General features: G+C 65.6%; 10 protein-coding genes and 1 pseudogene. 6 read left to right on the top strand and 5 right to left on the bottom strand.

Annotated elements, in window-relative coordinates; translation table 11 throughout:
- Positions 1-27 precede the first annotated feature (27 nt).
- The 5 genes and pseudogenes from CR156_RS23355 to CR156_RS12955 all read left to right on the top strand — a co-directional run.
- Positions 28-182, top strand: a pseudogene (locus CR156_RS23355) (amino acid dehydrogenase); the annotation flags it as partial.
- A complete protein-coding gene (gorA, locus tag CR156_RS12975) occupies positions 179-1,537 on the top strand; it encodes a glutathione-disulfide reductase (RefSeq protein WP_100553140.1) in 1,359 nt (452 codons plus the stop codon). The pseudogene CR156_RS23355 and the gene gorA, both read left to right, overlap by 4 nt.
- Before the next feature lie 392 nt (positions 1,538-1,929).
- Positions 1,930-2,850 carry a DMT family transporter gene (locus CR156_RS12965; protein WP_100554164.1) on the top strand — a complete coding sequence of 307 codons (921 nt, stop codon included), beginning with the start codon at positions 1,930-1,932 and terminating at the stop codon, positions 2,848-2,850.
- Positions 2,757-3,185 carry an MGMT family protein gene (locus tag CR156_RS12960; RefSeq protein WP_240196465.1) on the top strand — a complete coding sequence of 143 codons (429 nt, stop codon included), beginning with the start codon at positions 2,757-2,759 and terminating at the stop codon, positions 3,183-3,185. Before CR156_RS12965 ends, CR156_RS12960 begins: the two co-directional genes overlap by 94 nt.
- A 93-nt stretch (positions 3,186-3,278) precedes the next feature.
- Positions 3,279-3,953 (top strand): rhomboid family intramembrane serine protease, encoded by a 675-nt coding sequence (locus CR156_RS12955; RefSeq protein ID WP_100553139.1) that lies wholly within the window; start codon positions 3,279-3,281, stop codon positions 3,951-3,953.
- A 177-nt stretch (positions 3,954-4,130) separates the two neighbouring features.
- On the opposite strand, the gene CR156_RS12950 is transcribed toward CR156_RS12955, so the two are convergent.
- Both CR156_RS12950 and CR156_RS12945 read right to left on the bottom strand, forming a co-directional pair.
- The gene (locus CR156_RS12950) at positions 4,131-5,717 is read right to left on the bottom strand and encodes a phytoene desaturase family protein (protein ID WP_100553138.1); all 1,587 of its coding nucleotides are present in this window, start codon (positions 5,715-5,717) and stop codon (positions 4,131-4,133) included.
- The gene (locus tag CR156_RS12945; RefSeq protein WP_100553137.1) at positions 5,714-6,196 is read right to left on the bottom strand and encodes a VOC family protein; all 483 of its coding nucleotides are present in this window, start codon (positions 6,194-6,196) and stop codon (positions 5,714-5,716) included. Before CR156_RS12945 ends, CR156_RS12950 begins: the two co-directional genes overlap by 4 nt.
- Before the next feature lie 125 nt (positions 6,197-6,321).
- On the opposite strand from CR156_RS12945, the gene CR156_RS12940 reads away from it, so the two are divergent.
- A complete protein-coding gene (locus CR156_RS12940) occupies positions 6,322-7,977 on the top strand; it encodes an SDR family oxidoreductase (RefSeq protein ID WP_100554163.1) in 1,656 nt (551 codons plus the stop codon).
- Between the two features lie 127 nt (positions 7,978-8,104).
- Here CR156_RS12940 and CR156_RS12935 read toward each other — a convergent pair whose 3' ends face one another.
- The 3 genes from CR156_RS12935 to CR156_RS12925 all read right to left on the bottom strand — a co-directional run bounded on the left by CR156_RS12935 (position 8,105) and on the right by CR156_RS12925 (position 15,522).
- Positions 8,105-10,111 carry a M13 family metallopeptidase gene (locus tag CR156_RS12935; RefSeq protein ID WP_100553136.1) on the bottom strand — a complete coding sequence of 669 codons (2,007 nt, stop codon included), beginning with the start codon at positions 10,109-10,111 and terminating at the stop codon, positions 8,105-8,107.
- 254 nt (positions 10,112-10,365) lie between these two features.
- Positions 10,366-12,471: a M13 family metallopeptidase gene (locus CR156_RS12930; RefSeq protein WP_100553135.1), complete on the bottom strand. Its 2,106-nt coding sequence runs from the start codon at positions 12,469-12,471 to the stop codon at positions 10,366-10,368.
- Positions 12,472-12,660: 189 nt separating this feature from the next.
- The gene (locus CR156_RS12925; RefSeq protein WP_100553134.1) at positions 12,661-15,522 is read right to left on the bottom strand and encodes a TonB-dependent receptor domain-containing protein; all 2,862 of its coding nucleotides are present in this window, start codon (positions 15,520-15,522) and stop codon (positions 12,661-12,663) included.
- Between the last annotated feature and the right edge of the window lie 115 nt (positions 15,523-15,637).

Genomic DNA, 15,637 nt, shown 5'->3' with positions numbered 1-15,637 from the left:
TCCTGCGTGGCTGCGTGCATCGCCACGCGTGTCGCTGTACACCCTCACGTCTGGCCTGCAGCGGGCCATGGCATGCTCGCAGCAGCATGAGCGCCTGCGTCAGCCAGCTGCCCGCCGATCTTCTCTGCGGGCGCACGCCCGCCATCGATCCTGTTCCCTGTCGACCCGAGCGATTCCGATGAACACTCCTTCTTATGACTACGATCTGATCGTCCTTGGCGGCGGTTCCGCTGGCCTGGCCGGCGCCATCCGCGCTGCGCAGCATGGCAAGCGTGTTGCCCTGCTGGAGCCGGGTGAACTGGGCGGCACCTGCGTGAATGTAGGTTGCGTGCCGAAGAAGGCGATGTGGCTGGCGGCCGATCTGGCCGAGCGCATAAGCCTGGCCAGCGCGATGGGCTTCGACGTGGACGCGCGTCCGGCACTGTCGTGGAAGGAGCTGGTGATCCATCGCCAGGCCTACATCAGCAACATCCACACCAGCTACCACAAGCGCCTGGATGAAACCGGCGTGGTGCGTATTCCGGCCCGTGGCCATCTGCTGGATGCGCACACCGTGGCGTGCAGTGATGGCGTGCAGTACAGCGCTGCACAGATCCTCATCGCTACCGGCGCCCATCCGCAGCGGCCCGACATTCCCGGCGCCGAACTGGGCCTGGTGTCCGACGATTTCTTCGACCTGCGTGCGGCACCGGCCGAGGTCGCCATCATCGGCGGCGGCTACATCGCGGTGGAACTTGCCGGGCTGTTGCAGGCGCTGGGCAGCAAGGTGAGTCTGCTGGTACGTGGCAGTCGCCTGCTGGAGCGCTTCGACTACGAGCTGACCGCGCAACTGGCCGAGAACCTGCGCCAGCAGGGTGTTCGCATCCACTTCGATTACCGTCTGCGTGAGTTGAAGCGCGACGGCGAGCGCGTGCGCGCTTTCGGCCATGACGGCCCGATCGACAGCGTGTTCGACGCCGTGTTCTTCGCGACCGGCCGGCGCGGCAACAGCAGGGATCTGGGCTTGGAGGCGCTGGGTATCGGCATCGGCGAACACCAGCAGGTGGAGGTGGACGAGTGGCAGACCACGGCGGTGGCGAGCGTGCATGCGGTCGGTGACATCGCCGGCAAGGTCGGCCTGACGCCGGTTGCCGTGGCTGCATCGCGTCGTCTGATGGATCGTCTGTTTGGTGGCCGCCCGGACGCGAAGATGGACTATGACAACGTGGCCAGCGTGGTGTTCTCGCACCCGCCGCTGGGCGCAGTGGGCATGAGCGAGGAAGACGCACGTGCGCGCTTCGAGCAGGTGACGGTGTACCACAGCCGGTTCCGGCCGATGCTGCAGGCACTGGCCAACGGCACCCAGCGCAGCCTGTTCAAGATGGTCTGTGCCGGGCCGGAAGAGCGTGTGGTGGGTGTACACCTGCTGGGTGAAGCGGCCGACGAGATCCTGCAGGGTTTCGCGGTGGCGGTGAAGATGGGTGCGACCAAGGCCCAGTTCGACGACACGGTGGCGATTCACCCGACGTCTGCTGAAGAAGTGGTGTTGATGCGCTGAGCCGACACTCACGGTAGTGCCGGCCGCTGGCCGGCAACCTCAACGGCAACAGCCGAAGCAACAGCGGGCATTCCGTGGGATGGCGGGGTGGGTCCGGTTGCGGGGGACGCCGTAAATACGTCCCTGTAGGCTCGGTCGCGCCATTCATGGCGCTCACGCCCCCGCAACCGGACCCACCCCGCCTTCGACAGATTGCTGCGATCTGTCGGACCGGCGTTCTGTGTTGCTGTTGGTAGGTGTCGACCTTGGTCGACACGTAGATCCACGCCATGCGTGGATCAGGAATTGCAGTGGGCATGAACGGGAATCGGATCGTTCGCCCGGAAGTGCCATGAGACAATTGGAAGCTATCCGGCTCCTTCCAGCCGCCCGTGCGGCCCGTCTTCTTCCTGATGTCTACCTCTTCCACCCGCATTGCCACCACGTCCCCGCGTATCGCCCTGGGCGGCATCGGCCTGGCTGCGATCGGCGCCGTTGCCGCATCGGGCAAGGCCATCATCGTCAAGCTGGGGCTGCGCCATGGCGTGGACGCGACCACGCTGCTGGCGCTGCGCATGCTGATGGCGCTGCCCCTGTTCGCGCTGATGGCGGTGTGGGCGTCGCGGCGTGCGGAGCGATTGTCCTGGGCTGACCGGGCGCGCGTGCTGTGGCTCGGCTTCACCGGTTACTACCTGTCCAGCCTGCTGGATTTCCAGGGCCTGCAGTACATCAGTGTGACCCTGGAACGGTTGATCCTGTACTTGAACCCGACCCTGGTGCTGCTGATCAACGTGCTGCTGGCGCGGCAGCGGCCGGGTCGCTGGCAGATCGGTGCGCTGGTGCTCAGCTATCTCGGCGTGCTGATCGCGTTCGGCCATGACCTGCAGCGCGAAGGTGGGCAGATCATTCTCGGCAGCCTGCTGGTGCTTGGCAGTGCGCTCAGCTATGCGCTCTATCTGTTCGGCAGCGGTCAGGTGGTCGCCCGTATCGGCGCGGTGCGTCTGACCGCCTATGCCAGCTGCGTGGCCAGTGTGCTGGTGCTGCTGCATTTCACCATCACCCATCCACTGCCGTTGCTGTGGCAGGCCCCCGCTGCGGTGCAGTGGCTGTCGCTGATCAATGCGACGGTCTGCACCGTGCTGCCGGTGCTGGCGATCATGCTGGCGGTGCAGCGCGTCGGCTCGTCGCTGGCCGCGCAGGTGGGTATGCTGGGCCCGGTTTCCACCATCGTGATGAGCCTATGGCTGCTCGACGAACCGATGGGGCCGGCGCAGATCGCCGGCACCGTGCTGGTCCTGCTCGGCGTACTGCTGGTGACGCGGCTGCGCCGCTGACACCGGAGCAGGCGCGTGCGCGCATCCTGGCGGTGATCCATGCGATTCCGCCGGGACAGGTGATGGGCTACGGCCAGGTCGCAATGCGCGCGGGCCTGCCCGGACGCGCCCGGCTGACCGCGCGCATCCTCGGCCAGAATGAGGATCCCACACTGCCCTGGCACCGGGTGCTGCGCTCGGATGGGCGCATCGCCATGGCCGAAGGTTCGGCCGGCTGGCGCGAACAATCGCAGCGGCTGCGTGCGGAGGGTGTCGTCGTGGAAAACGGCCGGGTGCGGATGCCCGCGACCGACCCGGCGGCGGCGCTGGATGCGGCCGTATGGGGACCGGGTTGATCGCTGCCTGCGACTGAACGGGCGACCGTCCGCTCGGGTCAAAAAGGGCCGGTGCTGCGGCTATGATGGAGGCCGTTCCATGCCGGTGTCCCCATGTTCCCGCGACTGCCAACCGTTACCAAGGCCCTGTTGATCGCCAACGCGATCCTGTTCCTGCTGCAGCAGCCGTTCCTGCTCGGCATGCAGACCTTCGAACCGTTCATGCTGCAGCCGCTGCAGCAGGGCTTCGATGCGTTCTCGCCGGGTGGCAACTTCCAGCCGTGGCAGCTGCTGACCTACGGCTTCCTGCATGGCAGCTTCGGGCATCTGTTCTTCAACATGCTGGCTGTCTTCATGTTCGGCGCGCCGCTGGAACAGACCTGGCGCGAGAAGCGCTTCCTGATCTACTACCTGGTGTGCGTTGTCGGCGCCGGCCTGTGCCAGTTGCTGGTCGGCACGATGCTGGAGAACCCGGCCACGGTGCTGGGTGCTTCCGGTGGTGTGTTCGGCCTGCTGCTGGCCTACGGCATGCTGTTCCCCAACCAGCGGGTGATGCTGCTGTTCCCGCCGATTCCGATGAAGGCGCGTACGTTCGTGATCCTGTTCGGCGTGGGCGAGCTGGTGCTGGGCATGACCGGTTGGCAGCCAGGCGTGGCCCATTTCGCGCACCTGGGCGGCATGCTGTTCGGCTGGCTGCTGATCCGCTACTGGCGTGGCCAACCGCCGTTCAACAAGCGTCGTCCCCCCGGCCCGCCGAAGCGCCCGAATCATCTGCGCAGCGTCAAATGAGCCGCAGGCTCATTTGACGCCGGTAGATGCCAACCTTGGTTGGCACGCTTTGACGCCGGTAGATGCCAACCTCGGTTGGCAATCATCTCTGCCACGTTGTGCCAACCAAGGTTGGCGCCTACCAACAGCGCGCAATGCAGGCGGCGGGTTGTACCCACATCCACGCATGGCGTGGATCTACTGGTCCTGCAGCACCACCTGCGCCGCATTGTGCCCGGGCGCACCGGTCACCCCGCCGCCCGGATGCGTGCCCGCGCCGCACAGGTAAAGGCCGGGCAGGGCGCCGCGATAGCCGGCCTGGCCGACCATCGGCCGTGCCGAAAACAGCTGGTTGGCGCTGAGCGCACCGTGGAAGATGTCACCGCCGATCAGCCCGAACGTCCGTTCCAGGTCCAACGGTGAAAGCGCCTGCCGACCGAGCACGCTGTCGGCGAAGCCGGGGGCGTAGTGATCGACGGTAGCGATCATCAGGTCGGCGACGGTATCCCGGTGGTCATCCCAGTGACGGCCATCGGGCAGCTCCGGCGCCACGTGCTGGCAGAACAGGCTCGCCACATGCTGCCCGGGGGGCGCCAGCGAGTCGTCCAGCGTGCTCGGAATCAGCATCTCCACGATCGGCTCGCGCGACCAGCCATCGCGGCGTGCATCCAGCCAGGCACGGTCCATGTAATCCAGGCTGGGCGCCATGATGATGCCGGCACTGAGGTGGTCGCCGGGGCCGGGCAGGGCGCGGAAATCCGGCAGCCGCGACAGCGCCACGTTCATCCGGAACGTGCCCGAGCCGCAGCGCCAGTTCGCCATGCGTTCGCGGGTGGTGGCGGGAACCTGCGCAGGCTGCAGCAGCTGTTCGTACAGCAGCTTCGGATTGACGTTGGCCACCACCGCACGTGCGCGCAGGCTCTCACCGCCGGCCAACGCGACGCCGACCACGCGTTCGTCTTCAACCAACAGGCGCTGCACGCCGGCATCGACACGCAGCTCAGCACCTGCCGCACGCGCGGATGCGGCGATGGCCTGGCTGATCGCACCCATGCCACCGATGGCGTGGCCCCAGGCACCCTTGACCCCGTTGCACTGGCCGAACACGTGATGCAGCAGCACGTAGGCGCTGCCGGGCGTGTAGGGGCTGGCGTAGTTGCCAACAATGCCATCGAAGCCGAACAGGGCCTTGATCGGCTCGCTCTCGAACCAGCGGTCCAGGTATTCGGCGGCCGACAGCGTGAACAGATCCAGCAGTTCCTGCCGCAATGCAGGATCGAGCGCGGCCAGCTCGCGCCCCAGCCGGCCCATCTGCCACAGCGCGGGCAGCGCGCGCCAGCCAGCTGTCACCCCGAGGTCGGGCGGCGGACGCAGCGCCCAGTCGCGCAGCACGTCGGCAAATACTTCCAGGCGCGCTTCATAGGCGGGCAGCGCCTGCGCATCGCGCTCGGAAAATTTCGCCACTTCCGCCTGGGTGCGGCCCGGTGCAGACAGCAGGTAGCGACCATCGGGCAATGGCAGGAAGTTGTTGGCCGGCCGCGCGACGATGCGCAGCCCGTGCGCATGCAGCTGCAGTTCCTCGATCACCTTCGGCTGCAGCAGCGACACCGTGTACGAGGCCACCGAGTTGCGGAAGCCGGGATGGAACTCTTCGGTGACCGCCGCACCGCCGAGTACACCGCGGCGCTCCAGCACCAGCACCCGTTGCCCCGCGCGCACCAGGTACGCCGCACACACCAGCCCGTTGTGGCCGCCGCCAACGATGATCGTGTCCCACGTCGTCATGCGTTACGGATCGCTGCTTCAATGGTGGCGATGTCGATCTTCTTCATCGGCATCATCGCGTTGAAGGCGCGCTTGGCCAGGGCCTTGTCCTTGCTGGTCACCGCTTCGATCAGCATGCGTGGGCTGATCTGCCAGGAGATGCCCCAGCGATCCTTGCACCAGCCGCATTGGCTCTCCTGGCCACCATTGCCGACGATGGCATTCCACAAACGATCGGTCTCGGCCTGGTCCTCGGTGGAAATCTGGAACGAGAACGCTTCGCTGTGCTTGAAGGTCGGGCCGCCATTGAGGCCGACACAGGGGACACCGCAGACCGTGAACTCGACGGTGAGGACGTCACCCTGCTTGCCGTCGGGGAAGTCGCCTGGCGCGTGATGCACGGCGGTTACTTGACTGTCGGGAAAGGTCTTTGCGTAGAACGAGGCAGCCTCGAGCGCACCGCTGTCGTACCAGACGCAGATCGTGTTCTTGTGAGCCATGGCGGGGCTCCGCAGTGGACGAAGGCGCAGCGATAGCATGGGTCGTGTTAATGCCGGATCGTGCTGCACTGCGGGAGCTGGCGGCGTCGCGCTACCATGGGCAGACGACACGACAGGGACGATGCGTGAAGATCCTGATTCTGGGTGGATATGGGGTGTTCGGGGGGCGTCTGGTCCGCTTGCTGGCGGACCTGCCGATGCTGGAACTGCTGATCGGTGGCCGCAACCTGGCGGCGGCGCAGGTCTTCTGTGCAAGCTACGTGGGGCAATCGACACTGCGCCCGCTGCAGGTCGACCGGCAACAGTTGGCCACGGCCCTGCAGGCCGAGCGGCCGGACCTGGTGGTGGATGCCTCCGGTCCTTTCCAGGACTACGGCGAACATCGCTACACGGCGATCGAAGCCTGCATCGCTGCCGGCATTGATTATCTGGACTTCGCCGACGCGGCGGACTTCGTATTCGGCGTTTCGCAGTACGACGAGCAGGCCAGGGCGGCCGGCATCTACGTGCTGTCCGGCGTCAGCAGCTTCCCGGTACTGACCGCCGCGGTGCTGCGCGAGATGGCCACGCACATGGATATCGTCAGCGTGGAAGGTGGCATCGCGCCATCGCCGTATGCCGGCATTGGTCTGAATGTGATGCGTGCGGTCGTCGGCTATGCCGGTGCACCGGTGAAGCTGCGCCGCAACGGTCGCGATGGGCACGGCATCGGCCTCGCCGAGAGTCGCCGCTTCACCGTCGCGGTGCCGGGGCGGCTGCCGCTGCGCAACCTGCATTTCTCGCTGGTGGATGTGCCCGATCTGCAGGTGCTGCCACCCGAACATCCGACGATGACCGACATCTGGATGGGGGCTGGCCCGGTGCCGGAAATCCTGCATCGCGTGCTGAACCTGCTGGCCAAGGCGCGTCTGCACCTGAAACTGCCGTCGCTGGAGCCGTGCTCGCGGTTGTTCTACACCGTACTGAACCTGATGAAGTTCGGTGAACATCGCGGCGGCATGATCGTACGCGCGGTGGGCACCCGCGATGGTGCGCGCGTCGAACAGAGCTGGCACCTGCTGGCCGAGGCCGATGACGGTCCGTACATTCCGTCGATGGCGATCGAGGCGGTGATCCGCAAGCAGCTGGCCGGTGATCGGCCGACGCCCGGGGCGCGCGCGGCCACGCATGCGCTGGAGTTGAGCGACTACGACCGCCTGTTTGAAGGCCGCACCATCCACACCGGTTTCCGCCGGGACATGCCGGGTGCCAGCCTGTACCAGCGCGTGCTTGGCAGCGCATACGCGCAACTGCCGGCCAGCGTGCAGGCGCTGCATGCGCCGTCTGCAGCCAAGCGCTGGAGCGGCACGGCATCGGTCGAGCGTGGTCGCGGGCTGCTGTCGCGGTTGCTGGGGAAGGTGTTCGGCTTTCCCGCGGCGGGCGCGCGTGTGCCGGTCAGTGTGGAGTTCACCCCGGAGGCCGGCGGTGAGCGCTGGACGCGGACCTTTGCCGGCCGTCGTTTCTCTTCGTTGCAGACGCAGGGGCAGGGGCGCAACGAAGCGCTGCTGGTCGAGCGCTTCGGCGTGATCTCGGTAGCGTTGGCGCTGCTGGTCGACAACGGGCGGCTGCAACTGGTGCCACGACGCTGGTCGCTGTTGGGCATGCCGTTGCCGCAATGGCTGCTGCCGGGGGAAAACAGTTTCGAGAGTGATGAGGACGGATGCTTTGTCTTCGACGTGGAGATCGGCGCGCCAGTGGTGGGGCGGATCGTGCATTACCGCGGAACGTTGAGGCCGGGTTGATGCCCATCCACGCCTGGCGTGGATCCACCCCAGGCAACGGCAGTAGATCCACGCCATGCGTGGATGGCCAGAACCACGAAAAAGGGCGCCCGAAGGCGCCCTTTCCGTTACGGCTATCGCATCAACCTCAGCGCCAGACCTTGATCTGCTCGGCGTCGGTACGCTGCATCGGCTGGCCCGGCTTGCAGCTGAAGCTGGCGCCGAACGCCGGCAGGTTCGACAGCGGGCCGTTGGCGCGCCAGCGGCCCGGTGCACGGATGTCGGCGGTCAGGCGGCGTGCGGCCTCGTTCGGCGACAGCTGCTGCGGCCACAGCGCGGCCCAGGCGCGGAAGAAGCCCTGCTGCTGTGCCGGCTTGGCCTTCGGCTCCTGCGCGGTGTAGGCGGCCCAGGCCAGTTCCAGACCGGCGATGTCGGCCAGGTTCTCTTCCTGGGTCAGCGTGCCGTTGACCTTGGCCCCCTTCACGCCGGGGAACTCGTAGGCGCCGTACTGCGTGGCGACACGGCTGCCGAGCAGGGTCCAGGCGGTCTTGTCGGCCGGCGTCCACCAGCTGCGCAGTTCGCCCTTGGCATCAACCAGTGCACCCTTGGCGTCGATCGCGCGGGTCAGCTCGTGGCCGACCAGGCCGCCGAAGCTGCCGAACTTGTCGGCGGCATCGGCCTTGGCGTTGAACACCGGGCCCTGCAGGATCGCGGCGGTGACGATCAGCCGGTTCTGCGCAAGGTCATAGGCCAGCGACGGCTGCTGCGGCAGCACGTCCCAGCGGCGGTCGGCGTTGCCCTTGCCGATGCGCTTCATTTCCTCGCGGTGGCGCCAGGTGGAAGCGATCAGCATGTTGCCGCCGAACGAACCACGGCCCATCGGCTGCACGCTGTAGTCCAGGTCACGCAGCGGGGTGCCGATCTCGATCTTCAGCGCGGCCAGCTTGGCCTGCGCTTCGGTCTTGGCCTCGGCGCTCATCCAGCTGTTGTTCTTGACCGCCTCGATCTGCACTTCGCGCACCTTGTCGACGATCCACGCCGCCTGGCGACGGTCTTCGGCAGACAGGTAACGCGCGGCGTATTCGCGGCCGACCATCGGGCCAGCGGCCACGTTGATCGCGTCCAGCACGCTTTCCCAGCGCTGCGGCGGCAGGGTCTCGCCACGCAGCACGCGGCCACGGAACTCGAACTCCGCATCGCGGTACGCCTTGGACAGGTACGGCGCCATCGAGTCGCCCACGCGCCAGCGCAGGTAGGCCTTCCACTGGTCCGGCTTGAGCTTGGTGACCATGCCGTCGAGCTGCTTGAACAGCGCCGGATCGGCCAGCGAGACCAGGTCATCGTTGACGCCCTGCGCCTTCAGGAACGCATCCAGCTGCAGGTTGCGATAGCGGCTGTTGAGGTCCTTGGTGGAGATCGGTGCGTAGTTGTTGAACGGGTTGTTGATGCCCGCCAGCGACTGCGCGTTGCGGGCCAGTTCGGTTTCCAGCGCGATCACCGCCTGCGACTCGGCGTCCAGCTTGGCCGCCGGGGTGCCGGTCAGTGCCAGGATCTGCTTGACGTAGTTGCGGTAGCGGCCCATCAACGCAACGGTGTCGGCGTCGGTGCGGGTATAGAAGGCCGGATCAGGCAGGCCCATGCCGCCCTGCATGAAATAACCGATGTGGCGGTCCAGTGCCTTCAGGTCCACGTCCGGACCGAAGTTGAAGGCCACCGGGATGCCGACCTGGTGCAGTGCGGCGATCGAGGCGGGAATGTCCTTGGCCTTCTTGATCGCGTTGATGCGGGTCAGCAGCGGCGCGATCGGGTTGGAACCGTCGGCCTCCACTGCCGCTTCGTCCAGGCCGCTGGCCCAGAAGTCGCCCAGCAGCTTCTGCACGTTGCCCTGCGGCGCCTTCATCGAGGCGTCCAGCAGTTCACGCTGTTGCTGCCGGCTGCGGTCGACCAGCTGGCCCAATGCGGTGGCGGCACCGGTCTGCGGCACCGGGTTGGCCTTCAGCCAGCCCGCGTTGGTGGCGTCGTAGAAGTCGCTGCACTGTGCACTGACGGCCGGGGCGCGTGCGGCCTTCTTCTTGGCGGCGAACGCATCGTGGGTCGGAACCAGGGTCGCCAGGCTGATGCCCAGGGCGATGGCAAGCGGACGGAAGTTGGGCATGTAGAACGAATCCGTGATGGATTGAGGGCGGGCGAACTATAGCAAGCCGGGCATGGGCGCGGCATGCACGCATCACGGTGCATCCGCCGGGCATGGCCCGGCGCTACCGGGTGGGTGGCATGGGCACGGGATGCACGCGTCACGGTGGCTACTTTGTGCCATGCGCCGACCAAGGTCGGCCTCTACCCGCGCGAAAAAACAAAGGCCCGGGAAATCCCGGGCCTTTGTAGGCAAACCGTGGCCTCAGCCGTGGCTTACCAGATCACCACCTGCGAGTCGCCGGTGCGCGACATCGGCGTACCCGGCTTGCACTGGAAGGCCGCGGTGAAGGTCGGCAGGTTCGACGGCGCACCGATGGCACGGAACTGCGCCGGCGCGTGCGGGTCGGTTGCCAGGCGGACCTTGGCGTTCTCCGGGGTGTACTTGGTGCGCCACACGGTAGCCCAGTTGAAGAAGAAGCGCTGATCGCGGGTGAAGCCATCGATCTTCGCGTCTTCCTTGCCGGCCGACGCCTTCTGCAGTGCGTCGTAGGCGGTGGCCAGGCCACCCAGGTCGGCGATGTTCTCGCCCAGGGTCAGATGGCCGTTCACGGCCTGGCCGTCAACCTTGTACTGGTCGAACTGCTTGACCAGCTTGCCGGTCAGGCCAGCGAAGTTCTTCGAATCGGCTTCGGTCCACCAGTTCTCGAAGTTGCCGGTCGGCCCGAAGCGGCTGCCCTGGTCGTCGTAACCGTGGGTCATTTCGTGGCCGATGACCGCACCGATACCGCCGTAGTTCAGCGCGTCGTCGGCCTTCGGGTCGAAGAACGGCGGCTGCAGGATGGCGGCCGGGAACACGATCTCGTTCTGCAGCGGGTTGTAGTAGGCGTTGACCGTCTGCGGGGTCATGCCCCACTCGGTCTTGTCCACCGGCTTGCCGATCTTGGCCAGGTTGTACTGGTAGTTGAACGCGGTGGCCGCGCGTACGTTGCCCAGGTAGCTGTCACGGTTGGTCTGCAGGCCCGACCAGTCACGCCACTTGTCCGGGTAACCGATCTTCGGAGTGAAGGTTTCCCACTTGGCGATGGCCTTGGCCTTGGTCTCTTCGCTCATCCAGGACAGGCCCTGGATGCGTTCCTTCAGCGAGGCGGCCAGGTTCTTCACCAGCTCTTCCATCTTCGCCTTGGCTTCCGGCGAGAAGGCAACCTTCACGTACAGCTGGCCGAAGGCTTCGCCGGCGTCGCTCTCGATGGTGCCCAGCACGCGCTTCCAGCGCGGCTTCTGTTCCTTCTGGCCATTGAGGGTCTTGCCGTAGAACTCGTAGTTTTCCTGCACGAAGGCATCAGCCAGGTACGGCGAAGCGCTGTCCACGGTGTGGAAGCGCAGGTAGGCGCGCCACACCGACGGATCGGTGTCGCCCAGCGCCTTGCTCACTTCCTGGTGGAAGGCCGGGATGGCCAGCGAGAACTTCTCCGGCGCGGCCACGTTCTGCGACTTGAAGAACTCGGTCCAGCTGAAGTTCGGGGTCAGCGCATCGGCCTCGGCCAGGCTGACCGGGTGGTAGTACAGCGAGACATCGCGCGACAGCTCGACGCTGGACTTGGATGCCTTGGCCAGGCGGGTCTCGAACTTGACGACTTCTTCAGCCTGCTTGGCAGCATCGGCAGCGGCGACGCCGGACAGTTCCAGCACCTTGGCCACGTGGGCCTGGTAGGCCTTCAGCTTGTCTGCCTTGGACGCGTCGGTATAGAAGGTCTTGTCCGGCAGGCCCAGGCCGCCCTGGCTGGCGTAGGCCATGTTCACGGCCGAGTTCTTGAAGTCGGCTTCGGCGCCGAAGCCGAACAGCACGTTCTCGCCCTTGGCGGCGCTGGTGCGCAGGTAGTTGGCGATGGCGGCCTTGTCCTGCAGGCCATCGATCGCAGCCAGGTCGGCCTTCAGCGGCTCGATGCCCTGGGCGTTGACCTTGGCTTCGTCCATGCCGGTGGCCCACAGGTCGCCGACGATCTTCTCGATGCCGGCCGGGTTCTTGACCTGCGCGACCTGCTCGGCCAGCTGGTGCTGCACGGCCACCGAACGCTCGTCGAGGATGGTGAAGGCGCCCCAGCTGGTGCGGTCGCCCGGAATCTCGTTGGCGGCCAGCCACTTGCCGTTGACGTAGTCGCCGAAGGCGGTGCAGGCGTCAAGGTTGCTGTCCAGATCGCTGGCCTGGAAGGCGTTGTAGGCCGGCAGCTTGCTCTCGTCGAGCTTGTAGGTGGTGGCGGCGTCGGCCGCGGCCGGCGTGGAGGCGGTGGCATCCTTTGCCGGGGTTTCGTTCTTGCCGCAGCCGACCAGCGCGGCCGAAACGGCCAGGGTCAGCAGCACGATCTTGGGAGTACGGGTCACTTGAATGGCCTCCAGGCCGAGTGAGTCAGGGAAGGGCCGTGGTGACGGCCGTGGGCCGAACGATACGCCGCCGGCCCGCACTGCAAGGGTGTCGAAGGTCATGGCCGGGCGCAAGGGCCTTGCCGGCACCGGAAAAAGACAGACCCGGCAAAAGCCGGGTCTGTCGGGGGTACTGCATTTGTTGCTGGATCAGAACTTGTACTTCAGACGCACGAACGGGGTGCGGCCGTAGTAGTCGTACTGGGTGGCGAACGGGTGGGTGTTGCCGTAGCGCGAGGAGTACACGCTGCTGGAGATCAGCGGCGGCTTGGCATCGAACACGTTCGAGACGCCCACCAGGATCTGCCAATCGGCCTGCTCGTAGCTCACCGAGGCGGTGTGGTACCAGCGGCTGCCAGCGGTGATGTCACGGTACGAATTCGGACGACCCTGATAGGTGAAGGTCTCCGACAGGTCCGGGTCCTGGGTCGACGCGATGTACTGGGTCATCCAGTTGTAGGTCCAGTCGCCGCGCTCCAGGCTCAGGCCCAGGTTGCCGACCAGGTCCGGGCGACCGAAATCACCCAGCTGATCGGACGAGGACAGGCCGCTGGCAGCTGCGCTGTCGAACAGCTCGGCGGTGTCTTCAACGGTATAGGTGACCTGCGAATCCAGCGAGAACTTGCCGAAGCTGAACTCGTGTTCCCAGTTCAGGGTCAGATCCCAACCGCGGGTACGCTGGCGGTTGATGTTCAAGTACTGCGCGTACACCTCGGTGACCATGTTCGCGTTGGCACCCGAATTCGGGTTACGACGCATCAGGTCGCAGTACCGGTTCGGATAGGTGTTCGACTCGTAGCAGCCTTCCAGGATGGAGGCTGCACTCAGCGCGGTGATCTGGTCGCTGACTTCGTAGTCGAAGTAGTCGATCGCAATGCTCAGGTCAGCAAATTCCGGGGTGAACACCAGGCCGAGGCTGCGTGCACGCGAGGTTTCCGGCTTCAGGTCGCCGCCAGCGCCGCCGCGGGTGAAGACGGTGGCGCTGCTGTTGCCCGCAGCGGTGTAGTCGCCCGGAATACCGGCAGCGGCGCAGTTGGCAGCTGCGTTGCTGTTGTTGCCTTCGGCCCAGCGGATGCAGGGATCGATGGCGGTCTGCGCCTGGAAGCCGGTCTGGTTGCCCAGATACAGCTCGTACAGGCCCGGTGCACGGTAGGAGGTGCCGATGGTGCCGCGCAGACGCAGCGACGGGATGATCTGCCAGTTGACGCCGAACTTCCACACCTTGTCCGAGCCGGACACGGTGTCGTACTTGAAGACACGGCCCGAGCCATTCAGCGACAGCGACTCGATGCCCGGAACACCCTTGATGACCGGCACGTCCAGTTCGACGAAGGCTTCCTTCACCTTCTCATCGCCCTTGGTGCGACCCGCGGTGGTCGAACCCCAGATGTCGGCGAAATCGGCGCCCGGCTGGTCGTCGATCTTGTAGTTGCGGTACTCGACACCGACGGCGGTGGCCACGGCACCGGCCGGCAGATCGAACAGCTCACCACTGAACACGGCGTTGACCGTGGTCTGATCGTAGGTGGTCTTGCCCTTGGCCCAGACGCCGAGGATCGAGACCAGCTCGTCGACCTTCGAGCCATTCAGATAGCCAGGATCGAAGTAGTTCGCCGCTGCAGTGCCGGAACCCGGACGGCCGATGTCGCCGCTGATCGAGTTGCGGATGCCGAGGTTGCTGTACTTGCCACTGGAGTGGCTGTAGTTGGCGTTGACTTCCCAGCCCCAGGTGCTGCTGCCGAAGCCGCCATCGAACTTGTTGGCGAAGTAGTAGTAGTCAACTTCGGTCTCCGAAGCGGACTTGAACGGCAGCACCGGCTGGGCGCGGGTGGTGGTGCCCGGGATCAGCACGGTCGGGAAGAACTGGCGCCAGGCGAAGTTGTCCGTGGTGCGGTTGTTGTACAGGAACTGGGTCTTCCAGTTGAACGAGTCAAAGCCGAAGTCAGTGGCAAAGTAGACCGTCTTGCGCTCTTGGCGGTTGATGATCTGGCTCTGACCATAGGCCGGGAAGTTGTACGGCTCCTGATAGGTCGCCAGCGGATTGCCGTTGGCATAGGTCTGGTTGGCGCGCGGACGATAGCCCGGGAACGGACCGACCGTGCTGCCATCAGTGCTGGGCACGTAGCGGGTAGTGCCGACGTCGATGACGTTGTGCAGCATGTTCTGGCAGTTGGCCAGATTGGTGCCGGCCAGGATCGAACGGTCAACGCGGTCGATGCGGTTGCCCTTGTCGTCCCATACGATGTCTTCAGAGCACTTGAAGAAATCGCGGTCGCCGCGGGTCAGTTCGTTCTGGCGATACCATTCCACGGCGGCAACGATGCTGCCGTTGTCGAAGTTCCAGCCGTTGGCCAGCGATGCGGAGAACACTTCGCCGCCGCCCTCGGTCGGAACGCGACCGCTGATGGTCAGTTCTGGACGTTCGAAATTCTTCTTGGTGATCAGGTTGACCACGCCGGCCACGGCGTCGGAGCCATAGATCGAGGACGAACCGTCCTTCACGATCTCGGCGCGCTGCAGGACAGCGGTGGGCAGCACGTTCAGGTCGAATGCGCCGACCGCGCCGCGGGTGCCGGCCGGGCCGGGACGCTGGCCGTCCAGCAGGATCAGCGTGCGGTTCGCGCCCAGGCCACGCAGCGAGAAGGTCTGTACGCCGGTACCACCGTTGGTGGTGAAACCGCCGAACTGATTGGTGATCTGCGTTTCGGCGGCGCCGATCGCCGACTTCTGCAGGAATTCACTGACGCTGGTCTGGCCCTGGGCGGCATTGCGCTCGGTGTCGATGGTGAACACCGGCGAGGTGGTCTCGTAGTCCGCCCGACGGATCAGGGAGCCGGTGACCGTGACCTTGTCAAGGTCAGTTGCCTTCTTGTCAGACTTCGAAGCACTTGACGCCGCTGCTTCCTCGCGGGTGGATTCCTGGGCCAGCACCGGAGCTGCCTGCAGGCAGGCAAGCACTGCCAGGGCGAGCGGCAGGCGGCTGGGCGTAATAAGGCGGTTGGTCTTGCGCATTGTGTCGGATCCCCACTTGTTATGCTTCGGTTAACGGAGTGTATGCACAGCGTAAATTAAATGCAACATGAATACCCTCGTTGTGTAACTCACTGTTGCTAAGGGGAAATTCAGG

The sequence above is a fragment of the Stenotrophomonas lactitubi genome (genome assembly GCF_002803515.1).
GTDB classification, from domain to species: Bacteria; Pseudomonadota; Gammaproteobacteria; order Xanthomonadales; family Xanthomonadaceae; genus Stenotrophomonas; species Stenotrophomonas lactitubi.
The sequence above is the reverse complement of the archived record's forward strand: the minus strand, read 5'-3'. Positions and strand labels throughout refer to the sequence as shown.

Excerpts from the sequence above, each read along its gene's own strand:
- gorA (WP_100553140.1), top strand. The coding sequence starts at position 179 with ATGAACACTCCTTCTTATGACTACGATCTGATCGTCCTTGGCGGCGGT.
- CR156_RS12965 (WP_100554164.1), top strand. The coding sequence starts at position 1,930 with ATGTCTACCTCTTCCACCCGCATTGCCACCACGTCCCCGCGTATCGCC.
- CR156_RS12960 (WP_240196465.1), top strand. The coding sequence starts at position 2,757 with ATGGCTGCTCGACGAACCGATGGGGCCGGCGCAGATCGCCGGCACCGT.
- CR156_RS12955 (WP_100553139.1), top strand. The coding sequence starts at position 3,279 with ATGTTCCCGCGACTGCCAACCGTTACCAAGGCCCTGTTGATCGCCAAC.
- CR156_RS12950 (WP_100553138.1), bottom strand. The coding sequence starts at position 5,717 with ATGACGACGTGGGACACGATCATCGTTGGCGGCGGCCACAACGGGCTG.
- CR156_RS12945 (WP_100553137.1), bottom strand. The coding sequence starts at position 6,196 with ATGGCTCACAAGAACACGATCTGCGTCTGGTACGACAGCGGTGCGCTC.
- CR156_RS12935 (WP_100553136.1), bottom strand. The coding sequence starts at position 10,111 with ATGCCCAACTTCCGTCCGCTTGCCATCGCCCTGGGCATCAGCCTGGCG.
- CR156_RS12925 (WP_100553134.1), bottom strand. The coding sequence starts at position 15,522 with ATGCGCAAGACCAACCGCCTTATTACGCCCAGCCGCCTGCCGCTCGCC.